General features: G+C 65.5%; 13 protein-coding genes. 7 read left to right on the plus strand and 6 right to left on the minus strand.

The window, feature by feature from the left end:
• Window positions 1-95: 95 nt before the first annotated feature.
• Window positions 96-974, plus strand: a complete 879-nt coding sequence (locus tag GN330_RS07210) for an alpha/beta fold hydrolase (RefSeq protein ID WP_246188584.1) — start codon at window positions 96-98, stop codon at window positions 972-974.
• 5 nt (window positions 975-979) lie between these two features.
• On the opposite strand, the gene GN330_RS07215 is transcribed toward GN330_RS07210, so the two are convergent.
• The gene (locus GN330_RS07215; protein ID WP_156712036.1) at window positions 980-1474 is read right to left on the minus strand and encodes a hypothetical protein; all 495 of its coding nucleotides are present in this window, start codon (window positions 1472-1474) and stop codon (window positions 980-982) included.
• Window positions 1475-2762: 1288 nt separating this feature from the next.
• Here GN330_RS07215 and GN330_RS07220 point away from each other — a divergent pair.
• Window positions 2763-3491 carry a DUF5343 domain-containing protein gene (locus GN330_RS07220; RefSeq protein ID WP_156712037.1) on the plus strand — a complete coding sequence of 243 codons (729 nt, stop codon included), beginning with the start codon at window positions 2763-2765 and terminating at the stop codon, window positions 3489-3491.
• Between the two features lie 5 nt (window positions 3492-3496).
• Window positions 3497-4081, plus strand: coding sequence for a Swt1 family HEPN domain-containing protein (locus GN330_RS07225; protein ID WP_156712038.1), 585 nt, complete (start codon window positions 3497-3499; stop codon window positions 4079-4081).
• 207 nt (window positions 4082-4288) lie between these two features.
• Here GN330_RS07225 and GN330_RS23965 read toward each other — a convergent pair whose 3' ends face one another.
• The 4 genes from GN330_RS23965 to GN330_RS23430 all read right to left on the minus strand — a co-directional run bounded on the left by GN330_RS23965 (window position 4289) and on the right by GN330_RS23430 (window position 9420).
• Window positions 4289-4582: a CcdB family protein gene (locus tag GN330_RS23965; RefSeq protein ID WP_156712039.1), complete on the minus strand. Its 294-nt coding sequence runs from the start codon at window positions 4580-4582 to the stop codon at window positions 4289-4291.
• 66 nt (window positions 4583-4648) lie between these two features.
• Complete coding sequence (locus GN330_RS07235) at window positions 4649-4876, minus strand: type II toxin-antitoxin system CcdA family antitoxin (protein ID WP_156712040.1); 228 nt, start codon at window positions 4874-4876, stop codon at window positions 4649-4651.
• 402 nt (window positions 4877-5278) lie between these two features.
• Window positions 5279-8773, minus strand: a complete 3495-nt coding sequence (gene carB / locus GN330_RS07240) for a carbamoyl-phosphate synthase large subunit (protein ID WP_156712041.1) — start codon at window positions 8771-8773, stop codon at window positions 5279-5281.
• A 113-nt stretch (window positions 8774-8886) separates the two neighbouring features.
• Window positions 8887-9420 carry a hypothetical protein gene (locus GN330_RS23430; RefSeq protein WP_197435139.1) on the minus strand — a complete coding sequence of 178 codons (534 nt, stop codon included), beginning with the start codon at window positions 9418-9420 and terminating at the stop codon, window positions 8887-8889.
• Here GN330_RS23430 and GN330_RS07245 point away from each other — a divergent pair.
• A complete protein-coding gene (locus tag GN330_RS07245) occupies window positions 9334-9741 on the plus strand; it encodes a GFA family protein (protein WP_343040398.1) in 408 nt (135 codons plus the stop codon). The genes GN330_RS23430 and GN330_RS07245 overlap by 87 nt on opposite strands.
• A 22-nt stretch (window positions 9742-9763) precedes the next feature.
• On the opposite strand, the gene GN330_RS07250 is transcribed toward GN330_RS07245, so the two are convergent.
• A complete protein-coding gene (locus tag GN330_RS07250; protein ID WP_156712042.1) occupies window positions 9764-13141 on the minus strand; it encodes a caspase family protein in 3378 nt (1125 codons plus the stop codon).
• 210 nt (window positions 13142-13351) lie between these two features.
• Here GN330_RS07250 and GN330_RS07255 point away from each other — a divergent pair, with 210 nt between their 5' ends.
• The 3 genes from GN330_RS07255 (at window position 13352) to GN330_RS07265 (ending at window position 16560) form a co-directional block, all read left to right on the plus strand.
• Complete coding sequence (locus GN330_RS07255; RefSeq protein ID WP_156712043.1) at window positions 13352-13729, plus strand: hypothetical protein; 378 nt, start codon at window positions 13352-13354, stop codon at window positions 13727-13729.
• Between the two features lie 124 nt (window positions 13730-13853).
• Window positions 13854-14747 (plus strand): KPN_02809 family neutral zinc metallopeptidase, encoded by an 894-nt coding sequence (ypfJ, locus tag GN330_RS07260; RefSeq protein WP_156712044.1) that lies wholly within the window; start codon window positions 13854-13856, stop codon window positions 14745-14747.
• Window positions 14748-14988: 241 nt separating this feature from the next.
• Window positions 14989-16560, plus strand: a complete 1572-nt coding sequence (locus GN330_RS07265) for a pilus assembly protein TadG-related protein (RefSeq protein WP_246188586.1) — start codon at window positions 14989-14991, stop codon at window positions 16558-16560.
• Window positions 16561-16576 lie beyond the last annotated feature (16 nt).

The raw sequence follows: 16576 nt of genomic DNA on the forward strand, positions 1-16576 counted from the left end.
GGCGAGAAAAATCTGCAGATGATGTCGAAGCGTGGGCTGCCCGTTCGTCGTGTGGTCGGAAGCGGCCGCGGCCGCGGGCACAACAGGAGAAAATCATGTTTCGTACCACAGTTTTCGCCGGCCTTGCCGGCTTGGCCATGCAGACGCTCGCCGGCCCCGCGCTTGCCGACGACGCGCCCACCGGCGACCGGGTCGCGGTCAACGGCATGCAGGTCTATTACGAAAAATCGGGCGCCGGCGACCCGCTGGTGGTGCTGCACGGGGCCTATATGAACATCGAGACGATGGGCGAGATCATCCCGATCCTGGCCGAAAACCACACTGTCTACGCGCTGGAGTTCCAGGGCCACGGCCGCACCACCGACATCGACCGGCCGATCACCTATCCAAACCTCGCCGACGACGTGGCCGCGTTCATGGACGCGGTCGGGCTCGCGCGCGCCGACGTGTTCGGCTATTCGATGGGCGCGGCGGCCGGCCTGCAGCTCGCCATCCGCCACCCCGACAAGGTCGACCGGCTGGTCGCGGCCTCGGTCGCCTACGACGCGGAGGGCTGGCAGCCGGAATTCAAGGCCTTCATTCCGCAGATGACGGTCGAGATGTTCGTCAACATGCCGTTCGCGGAGGACTACAAGCGGCTCGCCGCCAATCCGGACGGCTTTCCCGCGCTGGTGGAAAAGCTGATCCGGCTCGAACACGAACCGATGCAATGGGCCGACGACGTCAAGGCGCTGACGATGCCGGTGCTGATCATTTCGGGCGACGCCGACGTCAACACGCTGGAGCACGCCGTCTCGATGCTGCGGCTGCTCGGCGGCGGGGGGATGGGCGACATGGGCAAGCCGCTGCCGCAATCGCGGCTGGCGGTGATGCCGGCGACGTCGCACACCGCGGTGATTACCCAGGCACCCCTGCTTGCCGCCTTCATCGAGCCGTTCCTGAAGGGCGAGACGCCGAAGGGCATGTTCGACTAGCCGGGTCACGCGTTAGCGCGCCCGGGGCGCCCCGTCGCGCCTTCCGCCGTGTCGGCGCGCCCTGCGACGTGATCGCGGCGCCGGCGCGGTGGCGCGTCGCGAACCGGGGTTTGGCCATCGTCGAACACCAGCGGCTGGCCGGCACAGCGCACCGGCGGCGGCGGGGTCTGCGCGCCACGGCATTCGGCCTGCCAGAGCACCTGGTTGACCTCGTCGCGGAGCTGGTAGATGCGCTCGTCCTCGATCGGCTCGCAGGGCGGCACCAGCGGAAACAGAAACCCGTCGTTCCAGCGGTCTTCCGGCCGGCGGCCGGCGCAGCGGCGCTTGCGCCGGCACACGCGCAGGCGGCAGCGCCGGTGGTTGCCGAGCCTGGTGCACACCCACTGCATCAGGCCGAGGATGATGCCCATGTTCCTGTAGCAATCGGCGCGCTCGCGCTCGCCCAGTTCCCATTGCGCGTCGGTGCCGAAGCCGCGCGGGATTTCCGGCACCTTGAACACCGGCCAGGGCCGCGGGAATGGCGGGATTTTGCGGGAATCGGGCGCGTGTTTTCGCTCGCGGGCCGTTCCGCCGCTGCGCCGGGCCCTCTGCGGGCGCGCCCGGAAAACCGGGCGGCCGGCTGTCGCCGGCTCGGCCGTTGTGTGCTTGTCTTCGCTCGCGGGCCGTTCCGTCGCTGCGCGCCGGGCCCTCTGCGGGCGCGCCCGGAAAACCGGGCGGCCGGCGGTCGCCGGCTCGGCCCTTGGCCGGAATGTCGCGCCTTGCCTGCCGTTTGCTGCTGTCCATTGCCCATGCTCCATCGCTGCCACGCCCGCCGAAGCGTCTGGCCATTGCGGTCGGGAGACGGCGGCCTTCGGCTCGCTCGCCTTTGTTATGTCGTGCGATCCGAAGACCGCCGCCCGGCGTTTTTTCGTCCGCGTCCGTTCCGCTTCCGCCGCCCCTTGAAAGACGGACCGAGTGCACCGTCCGGCACGCGCGGGTCGTCATGCCCGCAGGGGAACCCTTGGACGCGGCCGCCCCGGCGCCGGCTTACGAGGCCGAAACGGAGGCGCCGGTTCCCCTCCGCGCAATCACCGTCATGATCGGCGTTCCCGCGAGAAGAACTGGGCAAAGGGTAAGCGAGGCGGCGAGGGGCGGGGATGAAAAAATGCGCGGGGAATGGGGAAGGGTGTGTTGGGACAGGGGGTTGGCGGGCGGCGGCGGCGGTTGGCGCGGGCGATTTGTCCGCGCGGTCCGGCTTATCCGCCGTCATTTCGGTCTGGGATGTTCGTGGCCTTGCGCCGGGTTTTGTCCCGGAACGTCTGTGATCTGCGCCAGTTTCGCGGCATGGAGCCCGGACAGGCCGCGCTATCGCCTGGCTTTTGGGATGGTGGCTGAAGTAGCTAAATTAGTTCAACAAAAAAAGACTTGTGCCTGACTGCTTACGGAATCAATAATTCGAGGTGAGGGAGAAGAAGCGTGGCCAGATTTGCAAGGAAAAATGATGATCGGGTCTCCGTCGATCAGAAAATATGAGCGTATTGGTATTGCGCAACAGTTATCGTGCGGTCGTCAATGTCGAGTGGCGTGAACTGCGGCGTTCATTTCGCAATATAAAGGTTTGCAACGTGAACCTGAAGGAATTTTTCGAAGGCGAGGTGATCAAGGGGATTCAATCGAAGGTCACAAGGCAAAGGAGGCGGCGTCGCGGATCAACAGGTTCGTGACGAAGATTCAGCGCGCGGGGCGGAAGGATTCGGTATTTTGTAATTGGTCCCAAGGAACTAACCGATGATCTAACGGAGGCAAAGAATGGGTAAGGATAAGAAGAGCGTAGCGCAGATTTCGCAGAGCGAAGTAGCAAACGCCACAACAATATCTGCCGAAGAAATGTCGAAATCGCCACCGAGGCGTGATATCAAGGGTGGTATTCCATACACGGCTTCGCCTGGCGTATTGAAAAAAGCTCTGGAGCTCATGGTACAAGCCGAGCGTCCCGATAAATTCAGCGCCAACTACATGGAGACAGTTCTAAAGCTCACAGGTGGAGCCGCGCGGGCCGTGCCTCCGTTTCTGAAGAAGATGCAATTTATCGGCTCCGATGGAGCGCCAACAAATCTGTACTCCAAGTTCAAAACCGACGGCGGACGCTCTCAGGCGGCGTATGAAGGCCTTAAGAATGCGTTTTCTGAATTGTTTAGGCGAAATGAATATATTTATAAAGCTGAAGAGGGCGTTGTTAAGGATGTGATAGTTGAGATAACAGGTTTAAAGAAGAATGATAAAATTGTTCGATTAATGTATTCGTCATTTGATGCTGTGCGTAGCTTTATTTCAAGCTTTATATCCACATCCATGCCCGCGGATGAGAAAGTGGATGAGGTCACAAGTGCTAAAATCTCGCTTGCCGATTCGGAGGTGCCGTCTGGGCTCGAGAGTTTGGGCTTATCATATCAGATAAATATCATCCTTCCGGAGACAGAGAATATTTCTGTATTTAACGCTATTTTTCGAAGCCTTCGTGAAAATCTGCTGAGATGATGAAAATGTCTGATGTAGAACTATTCGTTCTCAAGAACGCGGTCATAACGAGGAACCTCAGGTCGCTTTTTACACGTCAGAACATGGGTAGTACACGCGGAACTTTGGAGGCCCAGGCGGACTCACTCGTCTCGGACTATCTTAAGCAGGTTGATTTTGAGATAGTTGCGGCTGCGGAACGGATGAGTGAGTTCTATAAACTGTTTTATGCGTTAGAGAACGATATTCGGGACCTGATTGAATCTGCTCTGTTAGAAAGCAAGGGTGAGGATTGGTGGGAAACTGCAATTCCTCAATTTGTACGCGACAATGCTAAAAAAAATTACGATAAGGAGGCCGGAGAAGGATTGCCTCCGAGATCAGATAGGCTGATTCATTATACAACTTTTGGCGAGTTGAGCGAAATAATAAAGGAGAACTGGGAGTTATTTTCTGGAATGTTTTCGAACGCCTCAAGGAATAGAGTTTTGCGTGTGTTGAACCGCCTTAATTTGGTTAGAGGACCCATAGCGCACTGCAATTTTCTTCCAGAGGAAGAGGCGATCCGCTTGAAGCTAGCTATTCGAGATTGGTATAAATTGATGGAATAGTAGGCGACGCAGGAGGTGTCGAATTTTCGCTCACTTCAGCAGCTCGCCTTCGGAGAACAACAGCTAACATCCAGACACCTAGCGCGATGCAGAGTGTGACGGTTATTTCGGGAGCCGGGGCTTCAGGACGATTTGGTTCTGGAACGACAAGATAGCTGAAACCTTGAGGTGGTGTGCCGGGCGATCTCGATGGGGCGCCGACCTGTCTTAAAAACTATAAGACGGCATGTCGAACGCGGCGACGATGCGGTCATGGTCCGGCAACAGGTTCGCCACCGGTTCGCCGAGTTCGGTGCGGGGGACGGCGGCAAGAAACTGCGTCGCCATGACATGGGCGGCGCCGTCTATGGCCAGGACCGGGTTGAGACGCGCGGGCGGGGATCGGCGCGCCCCTCTGTCCTGCCGTCGGCCGGGTCCCCACAAGGGGGGAGACCGGCCAAACGGTCCCCATCCCCTCTCTTGCGTTTTCCAGGCACTTGCTCGGGGACAAGCCCCTCGCAAACGCGGGAAAACGCTTTCTCTCCCGCAAGGGGAGAGATAGGGCGCCGAGTGCGGCCTTCGCCGTTGTCAGAATTGCCGGTAGCGGTCGAGCGGCAGGCCGTGGGCCTCGACCCAGGCATTGGCGCTTTCGAGCGCGGGGGCGTTTTCGGCGCGCCAGCGCCGGGCGCGCTCTTGCGCGATCGCACGGCCGATTCCCGCCTCGGCGGCACGGGAAAGGTTGATGTCGAGCGCGCGCGCCTCTGCAACAAGGGCCGCGTCCAGGGAGAGATTGGCCGATTTGCGGGGGGTGTTCATGCGCATAATCTATGCGCGTGGGGGCCGGAGGGCAAGGCGGGGCTCGGGAGGTGGGCTCTGGCGGCGCTGGCCATGTCGCTGGCGGGCGCGGCGGCGACGCCCCTTCGCACCCCCTCTGTCCTGCCGTCGGCCGGGTCCTCGCTGCTTCGCAGCGTGCCTGCGCTCGCCGGCCTTCCATCGTGGCGCCGGCACGATGGCTTTGCTCCGCCAACCGGCTGCTCGTCCCCTGCAAGGGGAGAGTTCGGCCAAACCGTTCCCATCCCTCTCTTGCGTTTTCCAGGCACGTGCTCGGGGATAAGCCCCTCGCACATGCGGGAAAACGCTTTCTCTCCCGCAAGGGGAGAGATAGGGCGCCGGGCGCGGCCTTCGGCGGTTGGTTATCCTGCCCGCAAGGGGAGAGGCTTAAAAATAATCCTGCAGCTTGCGGACCTCGAGCGAGCCGGCCTTCAAGGCGGCGATGGCTTCGGCGACGGCTTCGGCGCCGGCCATGGTGGTGTAATAGGGCACTTTCTGCATCAGGGTCGCGCGGCGCAGCGACTTGGAATCCGACACCGCCTTCTGGCCGTCGGTGGTGTTGAAGACCAGCTGGACCTGGCGGTTGCGGATGGCGTCCTCGATATGGGGGCGGCCTTCCAGCACCTTGTTGATCTTTTCGGCCTCGATGCCGTTTTCGCGCAGGAAGCGGGCGGTGCCGCCGGTGGCCAGCACCTTGAAGCCGATATCGGCAAGCCGCCTGACGGCCGGCAGCACGCCGGGCTTGTCGGCGTCGCGCACCGACACGAACACGGTGCCCGAGCGCGGCAGGTCGACGCCGGCGCCGAGCTGGGCCTTGGCGAAGGCAAGCGCGAATTCGCGGTCGAGGCCCATCACCTCGCCGGTCGACTTCATTTCCGGGCCCAAGAGGATGTCGACGCCGGGGAAGCGGGCAAACGGGAACACGGCCTCCTTGACGGCGATGTGGGCGAGTTTTTCGGGATCGGGCCTTCCGCCATAGGCGGCGAAGGTGGCGTCCAGGCTCTCGCCGGCCATGACGCGGGCGGCGATCTTGGCGATCGGCCGGCCGATGGTCTTGGCCACGAACGGCACGGTGCGCGAGGCGCGCGGATTGACCTCGAGCACGAAGATCTCGCCGTCCTTGACGGCGTATTGCACGTTCATCAGCCCGCCGACCCTGAGCGCGCCGGCCAGCGCCGCGGTCTGGCGCTCGAGCTCGGCGACGGTGTCTGGATCGAGCGTATGGACCGGCAGCGAGCAGGCCGAATCGCCGGAATGGATGCCGGCCTCCTCGATATGTTCCATGATGCCGGCGACATAGGTCGCGGCGCCGTCCGACAGGCAGTCGACGTCGACCTCGATCGCGCCGGCCAGATAGGTGTCGAACAAAAGCGGGTTCTTGCCGAGCAGGGTGTTGATCTGGCCGGTCTTGTCGTTGGGATATTTCTGCTTGATGTCCTCCGGCACCAGGCCGGGCACGATGTCGAGCAGATAGGTCTGGAGCTGGCCTTCCTCGTGGATGATCTGCATGGCGCGGCCGCCGAGCACGTAGGAGGGGCGCACGACCAGCGGAAAGCCGAGCTCGCCGGAAACGAGGCGGGCCTGCTCGACGGAAAAGGCGATGCCGTTCTTCGGCTGCTTGAGGCCGAGCCGGGTCAGAAGCTTCTGGAAGCGGTCGCGGTCCTCGGCCAGGTCGATCATGTCGGGCGCGGTGCCCAGGATCGGGATGCCGGCCCGTTCCAGCGCCTCGGCGAGTTTCAGGGGCGTCTGGCCGCCGAACTGGACGATGACGCCGACCAGCCGGCCGGCGGCCTGTTCGGCGCGCAGGATTTCCAGCACGTCCTCGTCGGTCAGCGGCTCGAAATAGAGCCGGTCGGAGGTGTCGTAGTCGGTCGACACCGTCTCGGGATTGCAGTTGACCATGATCGATTCGTAGCCGGCGTCGGCGAGCGCGAAGGCGGCGTGACAGCAGCAATAGTCGAACTCGATGCCCTGGCCGATGCGGTTCGGCCCGCCGCCGAGAATGACCACCTTGTTGCGGTCCGACACTTTTGCCTCGTCGGCGGGGGCGCCGGCAAACGGCACCTCGTAGGTGGAATACATATAGGCCGTCGGCGAGGCGAACTCGGCCGCGCAGGTGTCGATGCGCTTGTAGACGGGGTGGACGGCGAGCGCGTGGCGCGCCTTTCTGACCGCCTCGGCGTCGAGACCGGTGAGCGAGGCGAGGCGGGCGTCGGAAAAGCCCATCGCCTTGAGCATGCGCAGGTTCGCGGCGTCTTGCGGCAGGCCGTGCTCGCGCACGCGCGCCTCCATCGCCACGATCGCGGCGATCTGCTCCAGAAACCACGGATCGATGGCGCACATGGCGTGGATGTCGGCGAGCGAGGTGCCCATGCGCATCGCCTGGGCGACCTGGCGCAGCCGGTCGGGCGTCGGCGTGCCGAGGGCGGCGCGGATGGCGTTGCGGTCGTCGTCGCTGTCGCTGCCGGGGCCGACGCCCGGAATCTCGATCTCGTCGAGCCCGGTCAGGCCGTTTTCGAGCCCGCGCAGCGCCTTTTGCAGGCTTTCGGCAAAGGTGCGGCCGATCGCCATCACCTCGCCGACCGACTTCATCGCCGTCGACAGGACCGGCTCGGCGCCGGGGAACTTCTCGAAGGTGAAGCGCGGGATCTTGGTGACCACATAGTCGATCGACGGCTCGAAGGAGGCCGGGGTGGCGCCGCCGGTGATGTCGTTTTCGAGTTCGTCGAGCGTGTAGCCGACCGCCAGCTTGGCCGCCACCTTGGCGATCGGGAAGCCGGTCGCCTTGGAGGCGAGCGCGGAGGAGCGCGACACGCGCGGGTTCATCTCGATGACGACCATGCGCCCGCTCGCCGGGTCGATGGCGAACTGGACGTTGGAGCCGCCGGTCTCCACCCCGATCTCGCGCAACACCGCGATCGAGGCGTTGCGCATCACCTGATATTCCTTGTCGGTGAGGGTGAGCGCCGGCGCCACCGTGATCGAATCGCCGGTGTGAACGCCCATCGGGTCGATGTTCTCGATCGAGCAGATGATGATGCAGTTGTCGGCGCGGTCGCGCACGACCTCCATCTCGTATTCCTTCCAGCCGAGCACCGATTCCTCGATCAGCACCTCGGTCGTCGGCGAGGCGTCGAGGCCGCGCTCGACGATCTCGAAGAACTCGGAGCGGTTGAAGGCGATGCCGCCGCCGGTGCCGCCGAGCGTGAAGGAGGGCCGGATGATCGCCGGCAGGCCGACATGGTCGAGCGCGGTCGCGGCGACGGCCATGGCATGGGTCATGTAACGCTGCTTGCGGTCGCCCTCGCCGAGATTCCAGCGATTCTCGAGCTCGTCGAGCGCGGCGTCGAGCGCGTCGCCCGAACGTTCGGCGCGCAGCCCGGCGCGCTCGGCCTCGTGGGTCTTGCGGTCGGCGTCCTTGACCTCGGTGGCGTTGGCGAGCACCGATTTCGGCGTTTCCAGCCCGATCCTGGCCATCGCCTCGCGAAACAGCGCCCGGTCCTCGGCCATGTCGATCGCCTCGGCGTCGGCGCCGATCATCTCCACGCCGTAGCGCTCCAGCACGCCCATGCGCCGCAGCGACAGGGCGGTGTTGAGCGCGGTCTGGCCGCCCATGGTCGGCAGCAGCGCGTCGGGCCGCTCTTTGGCGATGATCTTGGCCACCACCTCCGGCGTGATCGGCTCGATATAGGTGGCGTCGGCCAGTTCCGGGTCGGTCATGATGGTGGCCGGGTTGGAGTTGACCAGCACGACGCGGTAACCCTCGTCCTTCAGCGCCTTGACCGCCTGGGTGCCGGAATAGTCGAACTCGCAGGCCTGGCCGATGACGATCGGCCCCGCACCGATGATGAGAATGGAGGCGATGTCGGTGCGTTTGGGCATGGCGGTCTGTCCGTTCGAACGTTCTTGCGCGAAGACCCGGCGCGGGGCGTCTCCGGGGAGCGCCGTGGCGCATCGCGGAGCCCGGTCGGTGCGCAAGAGAAAATCTTGTCAGGCTAGGCGGGCCTTATAGGGGAGAGAAAACCGCGAGGGAAGAGCCGAAAGCGCCGGTTACGGCGCAATCCAACACACAAACCGGCCGCGCGGCCATGCGCGCCTATGCCGTTTCGCCGGCGCTGCGCCGCGTGGCTGCGTTTTCGTGGACGCGGAAGCGCGACTTGACGTGTTTTCCTGGCGCCGCGCATGGAGCGCGCGTTGCCGCGGCGGGCGTTGGAAACGTCGAATTCGGCGGCCGCATGGATGCGCCTGTCGGCGAGCACGCCATGTTTGGAAAACCCCGTGCCGCCCTTGTGACGATGTGTGCCGGCCGGCTTTCGCCGGCGCATGTCCGGCGTATTTTTGCCGATCGCCGGACCGGACGGGTCGCGAATCGGGGGCGCGGTCTTTAGGACAAGGCTGTCGGCCGGCGTGCGCGGCCCTTTCAGACGAGAGCGAGGTGGTTCGTGACCCAAAAAACCGTCGGTGCGTGTTTGTGCGGCGCCGTCGCATTCGAGATCAGCGGTGCGTTCGAAGCGTTTTTCCTGTGCCATTGCCGGCGGTGCCGAAAGGATACCGGCTCCGCGCACGCGGCCAATCTGTTTTCCTCCACCGCGACGATCGCCTGGCCGTCGGGGCAGGACAAGATCAGGACCTACCGGGTGCCCGGGACCCGGCACGAAAAGAGTTTTTGCACCGAATGCGGCTCGGCCGTTCCAACGCTACAGGCAGACGGCGCCATGCTGGTGGTGCCGGCCGGAAGCCTCGACAGCCCGGTGGAGATACGGCCGACCGCGCATATTTGCTGCGCGAGCCGGGCGAACTGGGATACGGGGCTCAGCGCGGTTCCGACGCTCGACGGGCTGCCGGGATAGGGCTTGCGGGCCTGCCGGACGTCTATTGCGCGGCGAGCATCGCGATTAGCGCTTTGGCCCGGGCGACGGCTTTTTGCGCGGTCGCCACCGCTTCCGCGTCGTCGATGATTTCGAGCTTCGCCAGACCGCTTTCGCACAACGCCAGGGCGTGGCGCGCGGCCGCCAGGTCGGCGTCGTGGCGGGCCTTTTCGGTGCGCACCTCGCAGGCGGTGTTTTCGAAATAGCCGGCAAAGGCGGGCAAAGCGGGCGCCCGCGCCAGGGCGGCCGCGGCCATTTCCTCGGCCAGCGCCAGCCGGTCGGCGTCGAAATCGGCGCGCAGGCCCTGGACGATGACGAAGGCCAGCGTGTTGGCGGTGAGCGCGATCCCCTGCTGGTTGTCGAAATCCCGCATATGGCGGTTGATCCGGGTTCCGGCCGCGACCGCGCGGTCGATGTCGCCGGGGCTGCCAGTCGCGAGCGCCAGCCTCGCGGCCGCGTCGGCATAATGCGCGAAAAGCTCGACGAACGGGACCGGGTTGGCGGCCGGTGCCTGCCATGCCTCGTAGTGCCCGATCGCGGTTTCCAGCAGGTCGACGCTTTCGCGCAGACCCTCGGCATCGTCATTAAGGGCCGCCAGCGCCTGCACCGCCTTGCCGAGCTCGGCCTGCGCGAAGGTCGCCAATTGCGGCTCGCCGGCCGGGTCGAAGCTGTCATGGGCGGCCCTGAGCCCGGCGACGGCCTCGTCCAACGTGGCTGCATCGCCCTGGCGCCGGCCGATGCCGGCGCGCACCCGCGCCTTTTGCAGCCGGACCAGCCGGAGCTGTCGCGGGTTGGAACCGGCGAGGGGGTCGCGTTCGACGGCGTCGAGCGCGTCCAGCGCCGCGGCGAGGTGCCGCGTGCCGTCCTCGCGCAGGCCGATCGCCACCAGGGTCAGCGCGCGTTGCCAGGCTGCGTCGAGGGCGGCGGCCCGCGCGCCGGCCTGGCGGAAGATCGCCAACGCGGCCTCGTGCGCCTCGAGTGCCGAAGTAAGCTCGGAGGGATCGCCGAAACGATCCGCCCATTCCAGCCCGATGCGCCCGCCGGTGGTGGCGATCTCGGCCCAGAGCAGGGGAAAACGCTCGCGGTCGAACAGGCCGGCGGTCATGGCGTTCATCTCGGCCGCCGTCGACAGGGCCTCGGTCGTGTTCAGGCGCATGGCGAGATCGAGCGCGATCTGCGGCGCGCGTACCGCGTAGCGCGCCGACAGCGGATCGATGTCGCCGTCGGTGTCGAGCATGGCGCCAAGCGCGCCGAGCTCGCCCTGCAAGGCGGCGAAAAGCATCAAAGAGGGCGCGGCCGCCCAGCGATAATAAAGCGCCTGCACGTGCCGGAAACGCGCCTCGGCCTCCGTCGCCCGATCTGCGGCCTGGCTGGCGAGCGCGGCAGCCTCGGCAAATCTGGTTTCGGCCGCCGCCAAAGTGGCGTCGTCGCCGGCCGTCAACGCGATTTGCCCGCCGGCGCGCCCGGCATCGAGCAAAAGCCTGGCGCGCTCGCCGGCCGGCAGCGCCTCGGCGTCGGCGCCGGCCGTTTCGAGCACGCCCAGCGCTTCGTGAACGGCGGCGTCGTCGCCGGTTTTGGCGCCGCGCAGCATCAGGGCGCGGGCCAGGCCATGCGCGAAACGGGCCCGCTCGCCGGCGGGCAGTCCGTCGCGGTCAACCAGCGTCTCGCGCGCCAGGCGTTCGGCGGCGGCGAGCGAGGATCGCGATCCCTTCAACTCGGCATCGGTCAGGCGCGCGGCGATTTCCGCGCGGCGGTAGTCCCGCGCTTTTTTGTCGTCCCAATCGGCGAGGATCGCGCCGGCCTCGGCATAATCGTCGGCGGCCTCGGCGTGGCGGAAGAGTAGTTTTTTGGTCTCCGCGCTGCGGGCAAAGACCGCGGCATCCTCGGCAATGCGGTCGCGCAGGGCGGCGATCTGCCGGTCGCGGGTCGACCGCAGCGCCGCGACGCGCTGCTTGGCGCCTTCGCGCAGCCGATCGGCGGTCTCGAGCGCGCCTTCCAGTTCGGCCTCGTCGGCCAGGCGCGACAGGCGCTCGATCTCCGGATCGGGATTGGCGAGGGCCTCGTTTGCCCGGCGGTTTTCGGCGAAGCGCTCGATTTCGGCGCGCAGCCGCGCCTCGACCGCGGCCGGGTCGCCGGTCGCGTCGACGCCGAGCGCCTGCATCATGGCGAAGACGACGCTCATCGGCACCTCGCCGCCGCGGGCGAGGTTCTCGGCCTGGGTGCGGCGCACCGCCGGCAGGTCGGCGATGGTCAGGAGCAGGCGCCGGCGCTCGGCGAGGATTTCGCCCGGCGGCCCTTCGACCGGCGCGGGCGCCTCGCCGAAATAAAGCAGGCGGCGCAGGCTGGCATTCGTCCACGGAAGCTGTCGGCCGCCGGTCGTCAGATAGACCTCCTCGGCGACCATGCGCATGACGGTGCCGAATTCGGTGCCGGCCATGGCGGAAACGTGGCGCAGCAGCGCGGCCGCATAGGGGCTGTTGTCGCCGGCGCCGTCGAGCGCCGGGCGGCCCGGCTCGGCGGCGAAGCCGATCACCATGCCGAGCGGGCCGGCGGTCGTATCGGCCGGCGTGTCGGCAAGGGTGCGGGCGCCGCGCGTCTCGGCCAGGCCGCCGGCCGAGACCGGCACCGGCTGGGCGCCGGCGGTGCGTTTGAGCGTCGCGCCGGGCGGGAACGGATTGTCGCGGCAGGCGTCGAGCAGCAGGATGGTGACGGAGACGGTTTCACGCAGCCGGGCGAGAATGTCGTTGAGCGGCACGAGGCGCTCGGACGCCGCGCCAAGGGCCGACAGATCCGCGTCGACGGGGATCAGGAAATTCTCGCCGCCGGCCTCGATGCCGTGGCCGGCATAATAAAACACCGCCACATCGGCCTCGGCGGCATCCTCGACGAAGCGGTCGAGATCGCGGGCGAGATCCTTCGCGTCGCGGTCAGTGCGGCGCACGGACTCAAAACCGAGATCGGCGAGCAGTTCCTCGATCGCATCGGCATCGTTTTCGGGATTGGCGAGTTTGGGAAGATGGGCGTAGTCGCCATTGCCGATCACCAGCGCCACGCCGCGCAGGGCGCGCGCTTCTTGCGCGGCGGCGACCGCCGACAAGGTGAAAAGGATAAACAACAGCACGAGGCCCGCACCAACGCGCAGCAGCCGCGTGCCGGAGACAAAACCGCCCATCAAGGACCCCGGTTCGCGTTCGCCGCCACTGTGGCCGGCGGCTGCGGCAAGAGCAAGGCGGCCGGCGGGACTGGCGCGGGCGGGCGGACCCACGCGCACCCCGCGCCGGCCGTCGTCGGCCCGCCGCCGGTCGCGCTCGCTCAGGGGGCAGGCTGGCGCGCGGCCGAGGGCCGGCAGGATGCGGGCGAGGATGCGGTCGCGCCTGACCAACTGGCGATAGAGCGCCGCGGCGACATGAAGCGTGGCGGCGTCCGGCCGGCGGCCCGGCGGAATTCGTGCGTGATGTTCTGCCCATGACGGCTATCTCCGTGCGGCGCGGCGTCGTAGGATGCGCGGGCACTTCGGCGGATCGACCCGGATAAAGGGCAAGCGGGCGCGAAGGGGCAAAGAGGATCGGGGCGTACGCACGGAGGGCTTGCCATGTTTTTCAGACGGACTTTTCTTGTGGCCGCGATCGTCGCGGCTTCGGCCACAACGGCGGCGGCCGACACCTATCTCGGCTCCTATGTGGCGCGGATTTCAGGCCATGACCACGAGGCGAGCGACGGTTATCCGCTCGAAAGCGCCGCGCAGATCGTTCGTCAGGACCGCGCCAATTACCACAAGTTCGGGCGGATCGACGCGGAGGACACCGGCGATTCCTGGTTCGCCTCCGCGAAGGCGCGCGGGCGTCTGCAAAACATGCTCGAGCGGGGCGGGGCGATGGATTCGCGCACCCGTCGGGCGATCGTCAACGGCTCGCCGCTGATCGAGGTCGAGGTCTACCAGCGCAGCGTCAAGGTGTTTCTGCTGCGCTGATCAGCTGTCGTGCCGGCGTCGGCCACTTGACGCATGACGGACACAAAATGTTTGTTTAAGACCAGTCATGAGAGCATGCGCTCCACCTGGCGGCGGACGCGGTGGGCTGGCGAGGAGGTTCGACATGCGTTGGCGAGGCAGACGGCAAAGCTCTAATGTTGAGGATCAACGCGGGCGTGGCGGCGGCGGCTTCGGTCGCGGCGGCGGCGGCGTGCGCATCCCGGTCGGCCGGATCGGCGGGCGCGGCGGCGGGCTTTCCGGCATCATTATCCTGGTGGTGCTGTTCTTCGCGCTCAGGGCCTGCGGCATCGACCCGCTGGAAATGCTGTCGCAAGATACCGGCGGCGCGCCGCCGGCCGGCCAGCAGCGGACGCAGGCCAGCGACGAGGCCGCGCAGTTCGCCGGCGTGGTGCTGGCCGAGACGGAAGACGTGTGGAAGGGCATATTCCAGGCCGAGGGCGCGACCTATGCCGAGCCGAAAATGGTGCTCTTTTCGGGCCAGGTGCGCTCGGCCTGCGGCTTCGCCTCGGCCGCGTCGGGACCGTTTTATTGTCCGGGCGACAAAAAGCTCTATCTCGACCTGAATTTTTTCGACGAGCTCGCGCGCCGCTTCGGCGCGTCCGGCGATTTCGCGCAGGCCTATGTGATCGCGCACGAAGTCGGACACCATGTGCAGAACCTGATCGGCGTCCTGCCCAAATTCAACGCAATGCGCCAGCGCATGAGCCAGACCGAAGCCAACCAGATGTCGATCCGCGTCGAGTTGCAGGCCGACTGCTTCGCCGGCGTGTGGGCTCATTTCACGGCGCAGAAGGGACTGTTGGAAACGGGCGATATCGACGAGGCGCTCAACGCCGCCAACCAGATCGGCGACGACACGCTGCAACGGCGCACGCAGGGTTACGTGGTGCCCGAAAGCTTCAACCACGGCACGTCGGCGCAGCGGCGCGAATGGTTTTCGCGCGGTCTGGAAAGCGGCCGGCTGGACGCCTGTGACACCTTCAAGGGCCCGGTCTGAAACCGAGGCCGTCCGTGCGACCGTGTCGCACGACCGTCAAGGAGAACGCCGTGCCGGATTGCAAGCTCCGGCTTCGGCCGCCATGGGCCGGTGACCAAGGCAAATATCCGATACGGACTGTTTGACCCGAACGGTCGGCGTTTGGCGGAATTTCTTATGAAACCGTTAAGTCTGCCTGTTATCCGCGCATTAATTGAGCTGTCCTACAATCGCCCCTTGCAAATTGCCGAGGGGGTTTGGCATGGCACGGTCTCTGGTCCAGCTTTTCCGCCGCGACGAAAGCGGCCATTACGGGATGATGATGGCGCTGGCGATGCTGCCATTGCTGCTCGCCGGTGGCACGGCGGTCGACCTGGCCTCGATCAGCGCCCGGCAGGCGCAACTGCAGCAGGCGATGGATTCGGCCGCGCTGGCGATCGCGCGCGAAGGCGAGTCGCTCTCCGACGCGGAAGCCAACAAGATCGCCAAGCAGTTTCTCGACACGAATTTCGATCCGCGTTTCGCGGATATGGAGATCAAACGCTCGGGCACCAAGGTCGACATCAAGGCGGCGGCGCGCGCCAACCTGACCTTCGGCTCGCTTCTGGGCTACGAGAACTGGAAAGTCTCGGCCAAATCCTCGGCCGACCTTGCCTATACCAATTACGAGATCGCGCTGGTGCTCGACACGACCGGCTCCATGGCCGGCGGCAAGCTGATCGCGATGAAGGATGCCGTTCTCGGTCTGGTCAACACCATGTCGGCCCAGGTCAAAGGGAAGGACAAGCTGAAATTCGCGGTGGTTCCGTTCGCTAATTTCGTCAATGTCGGCCCGCAATACGGGCCCGAATTCAAGAAAAACGGCAAGATCAAGAACAAGACCGGCGCCAAATGGCTCGACCTGAAGGGCGAGGCCGATTTTCCGCAGGTCGAGCTGCAGCAGGGGTTGAGCCGGTTCGAGCTGTTCAATCATCTCGGCGAGGACTGGGCCGGCTGCGTGGAGACACGCTACGGCGGCGGCAAGGTCGCCCACGATGTCGAGGACAGCGCGCCGAACGAGAAAGACGCGGCGAGCCTGTTCGTGCCGGCCTTCTCGATCGACGAGCCCGACGAGGACGGTTATTCCAACAGCTATATCGGCTCGGACGCGGATCCGCTGGACAACACGCCGAAAGGCAAGATCAAGAAGCTGCTGAAATATGGTGTGACCACGCTTCTGCCGATCGATCCCACGCTCGAATGGCTGGCACCGGACGCCAAGATGTCGGGCGGGCGAGGGCCGAACCGCGATTGCGTGACCCAGCCCATCATGGCGCTGAACACCGATTTCAAGGCGATCGTCAACAAGGTCAAATCGCTCAAGGCCAACGGCAATACCAACATTATGGAAGGGGTGGCCTGGGGCATGCGGGTGCTGTCGCCGCGCGAGCCTTTCACCGAAGGCCGCGACCCCAAGGAAATCGGGGTCGAGAAGATCATGATCGTCCTGACCGACGGCTCGAACGTGTTCGGCAATACCAAAAACGCGCTCGGATCGCGCTATGCGAGCCAGGGTTATCTGGTCGACGGGCGGCTGGGGATCACGGCCGGCTCGTCCTCCGACACCAACAAGCTGATGAACGAAAAGACACTCGCGGCGTGTGAGAACGCCAAGGCGCAGAACATACTCGTCTACACGATCAGGCTCGAGGAGCCGGACGTGAAGACAGGCATGATGCTCAAGGATTGCGCGTCGAGCTCGGCACATTTCTTCGACGCGCCGTCGCGCTCGCAGCTTGACGAGGTGTTCGACGAAATCCGCGACCGGGTGGTACGGTTGCGGCTGGCTTCGTAGCGCGACTGCGCGGCGC

The sequence above is a fragment of the Nitratireductor arenosus genome (assembly GCF_009742725.1).
Lineage (GTDB): Bacteria > Pseudomonadota > Alphaproteobacteria > Rhizobiales > Rhizobiaceae > Mangrovimarina > Mangrovimarina arenosa.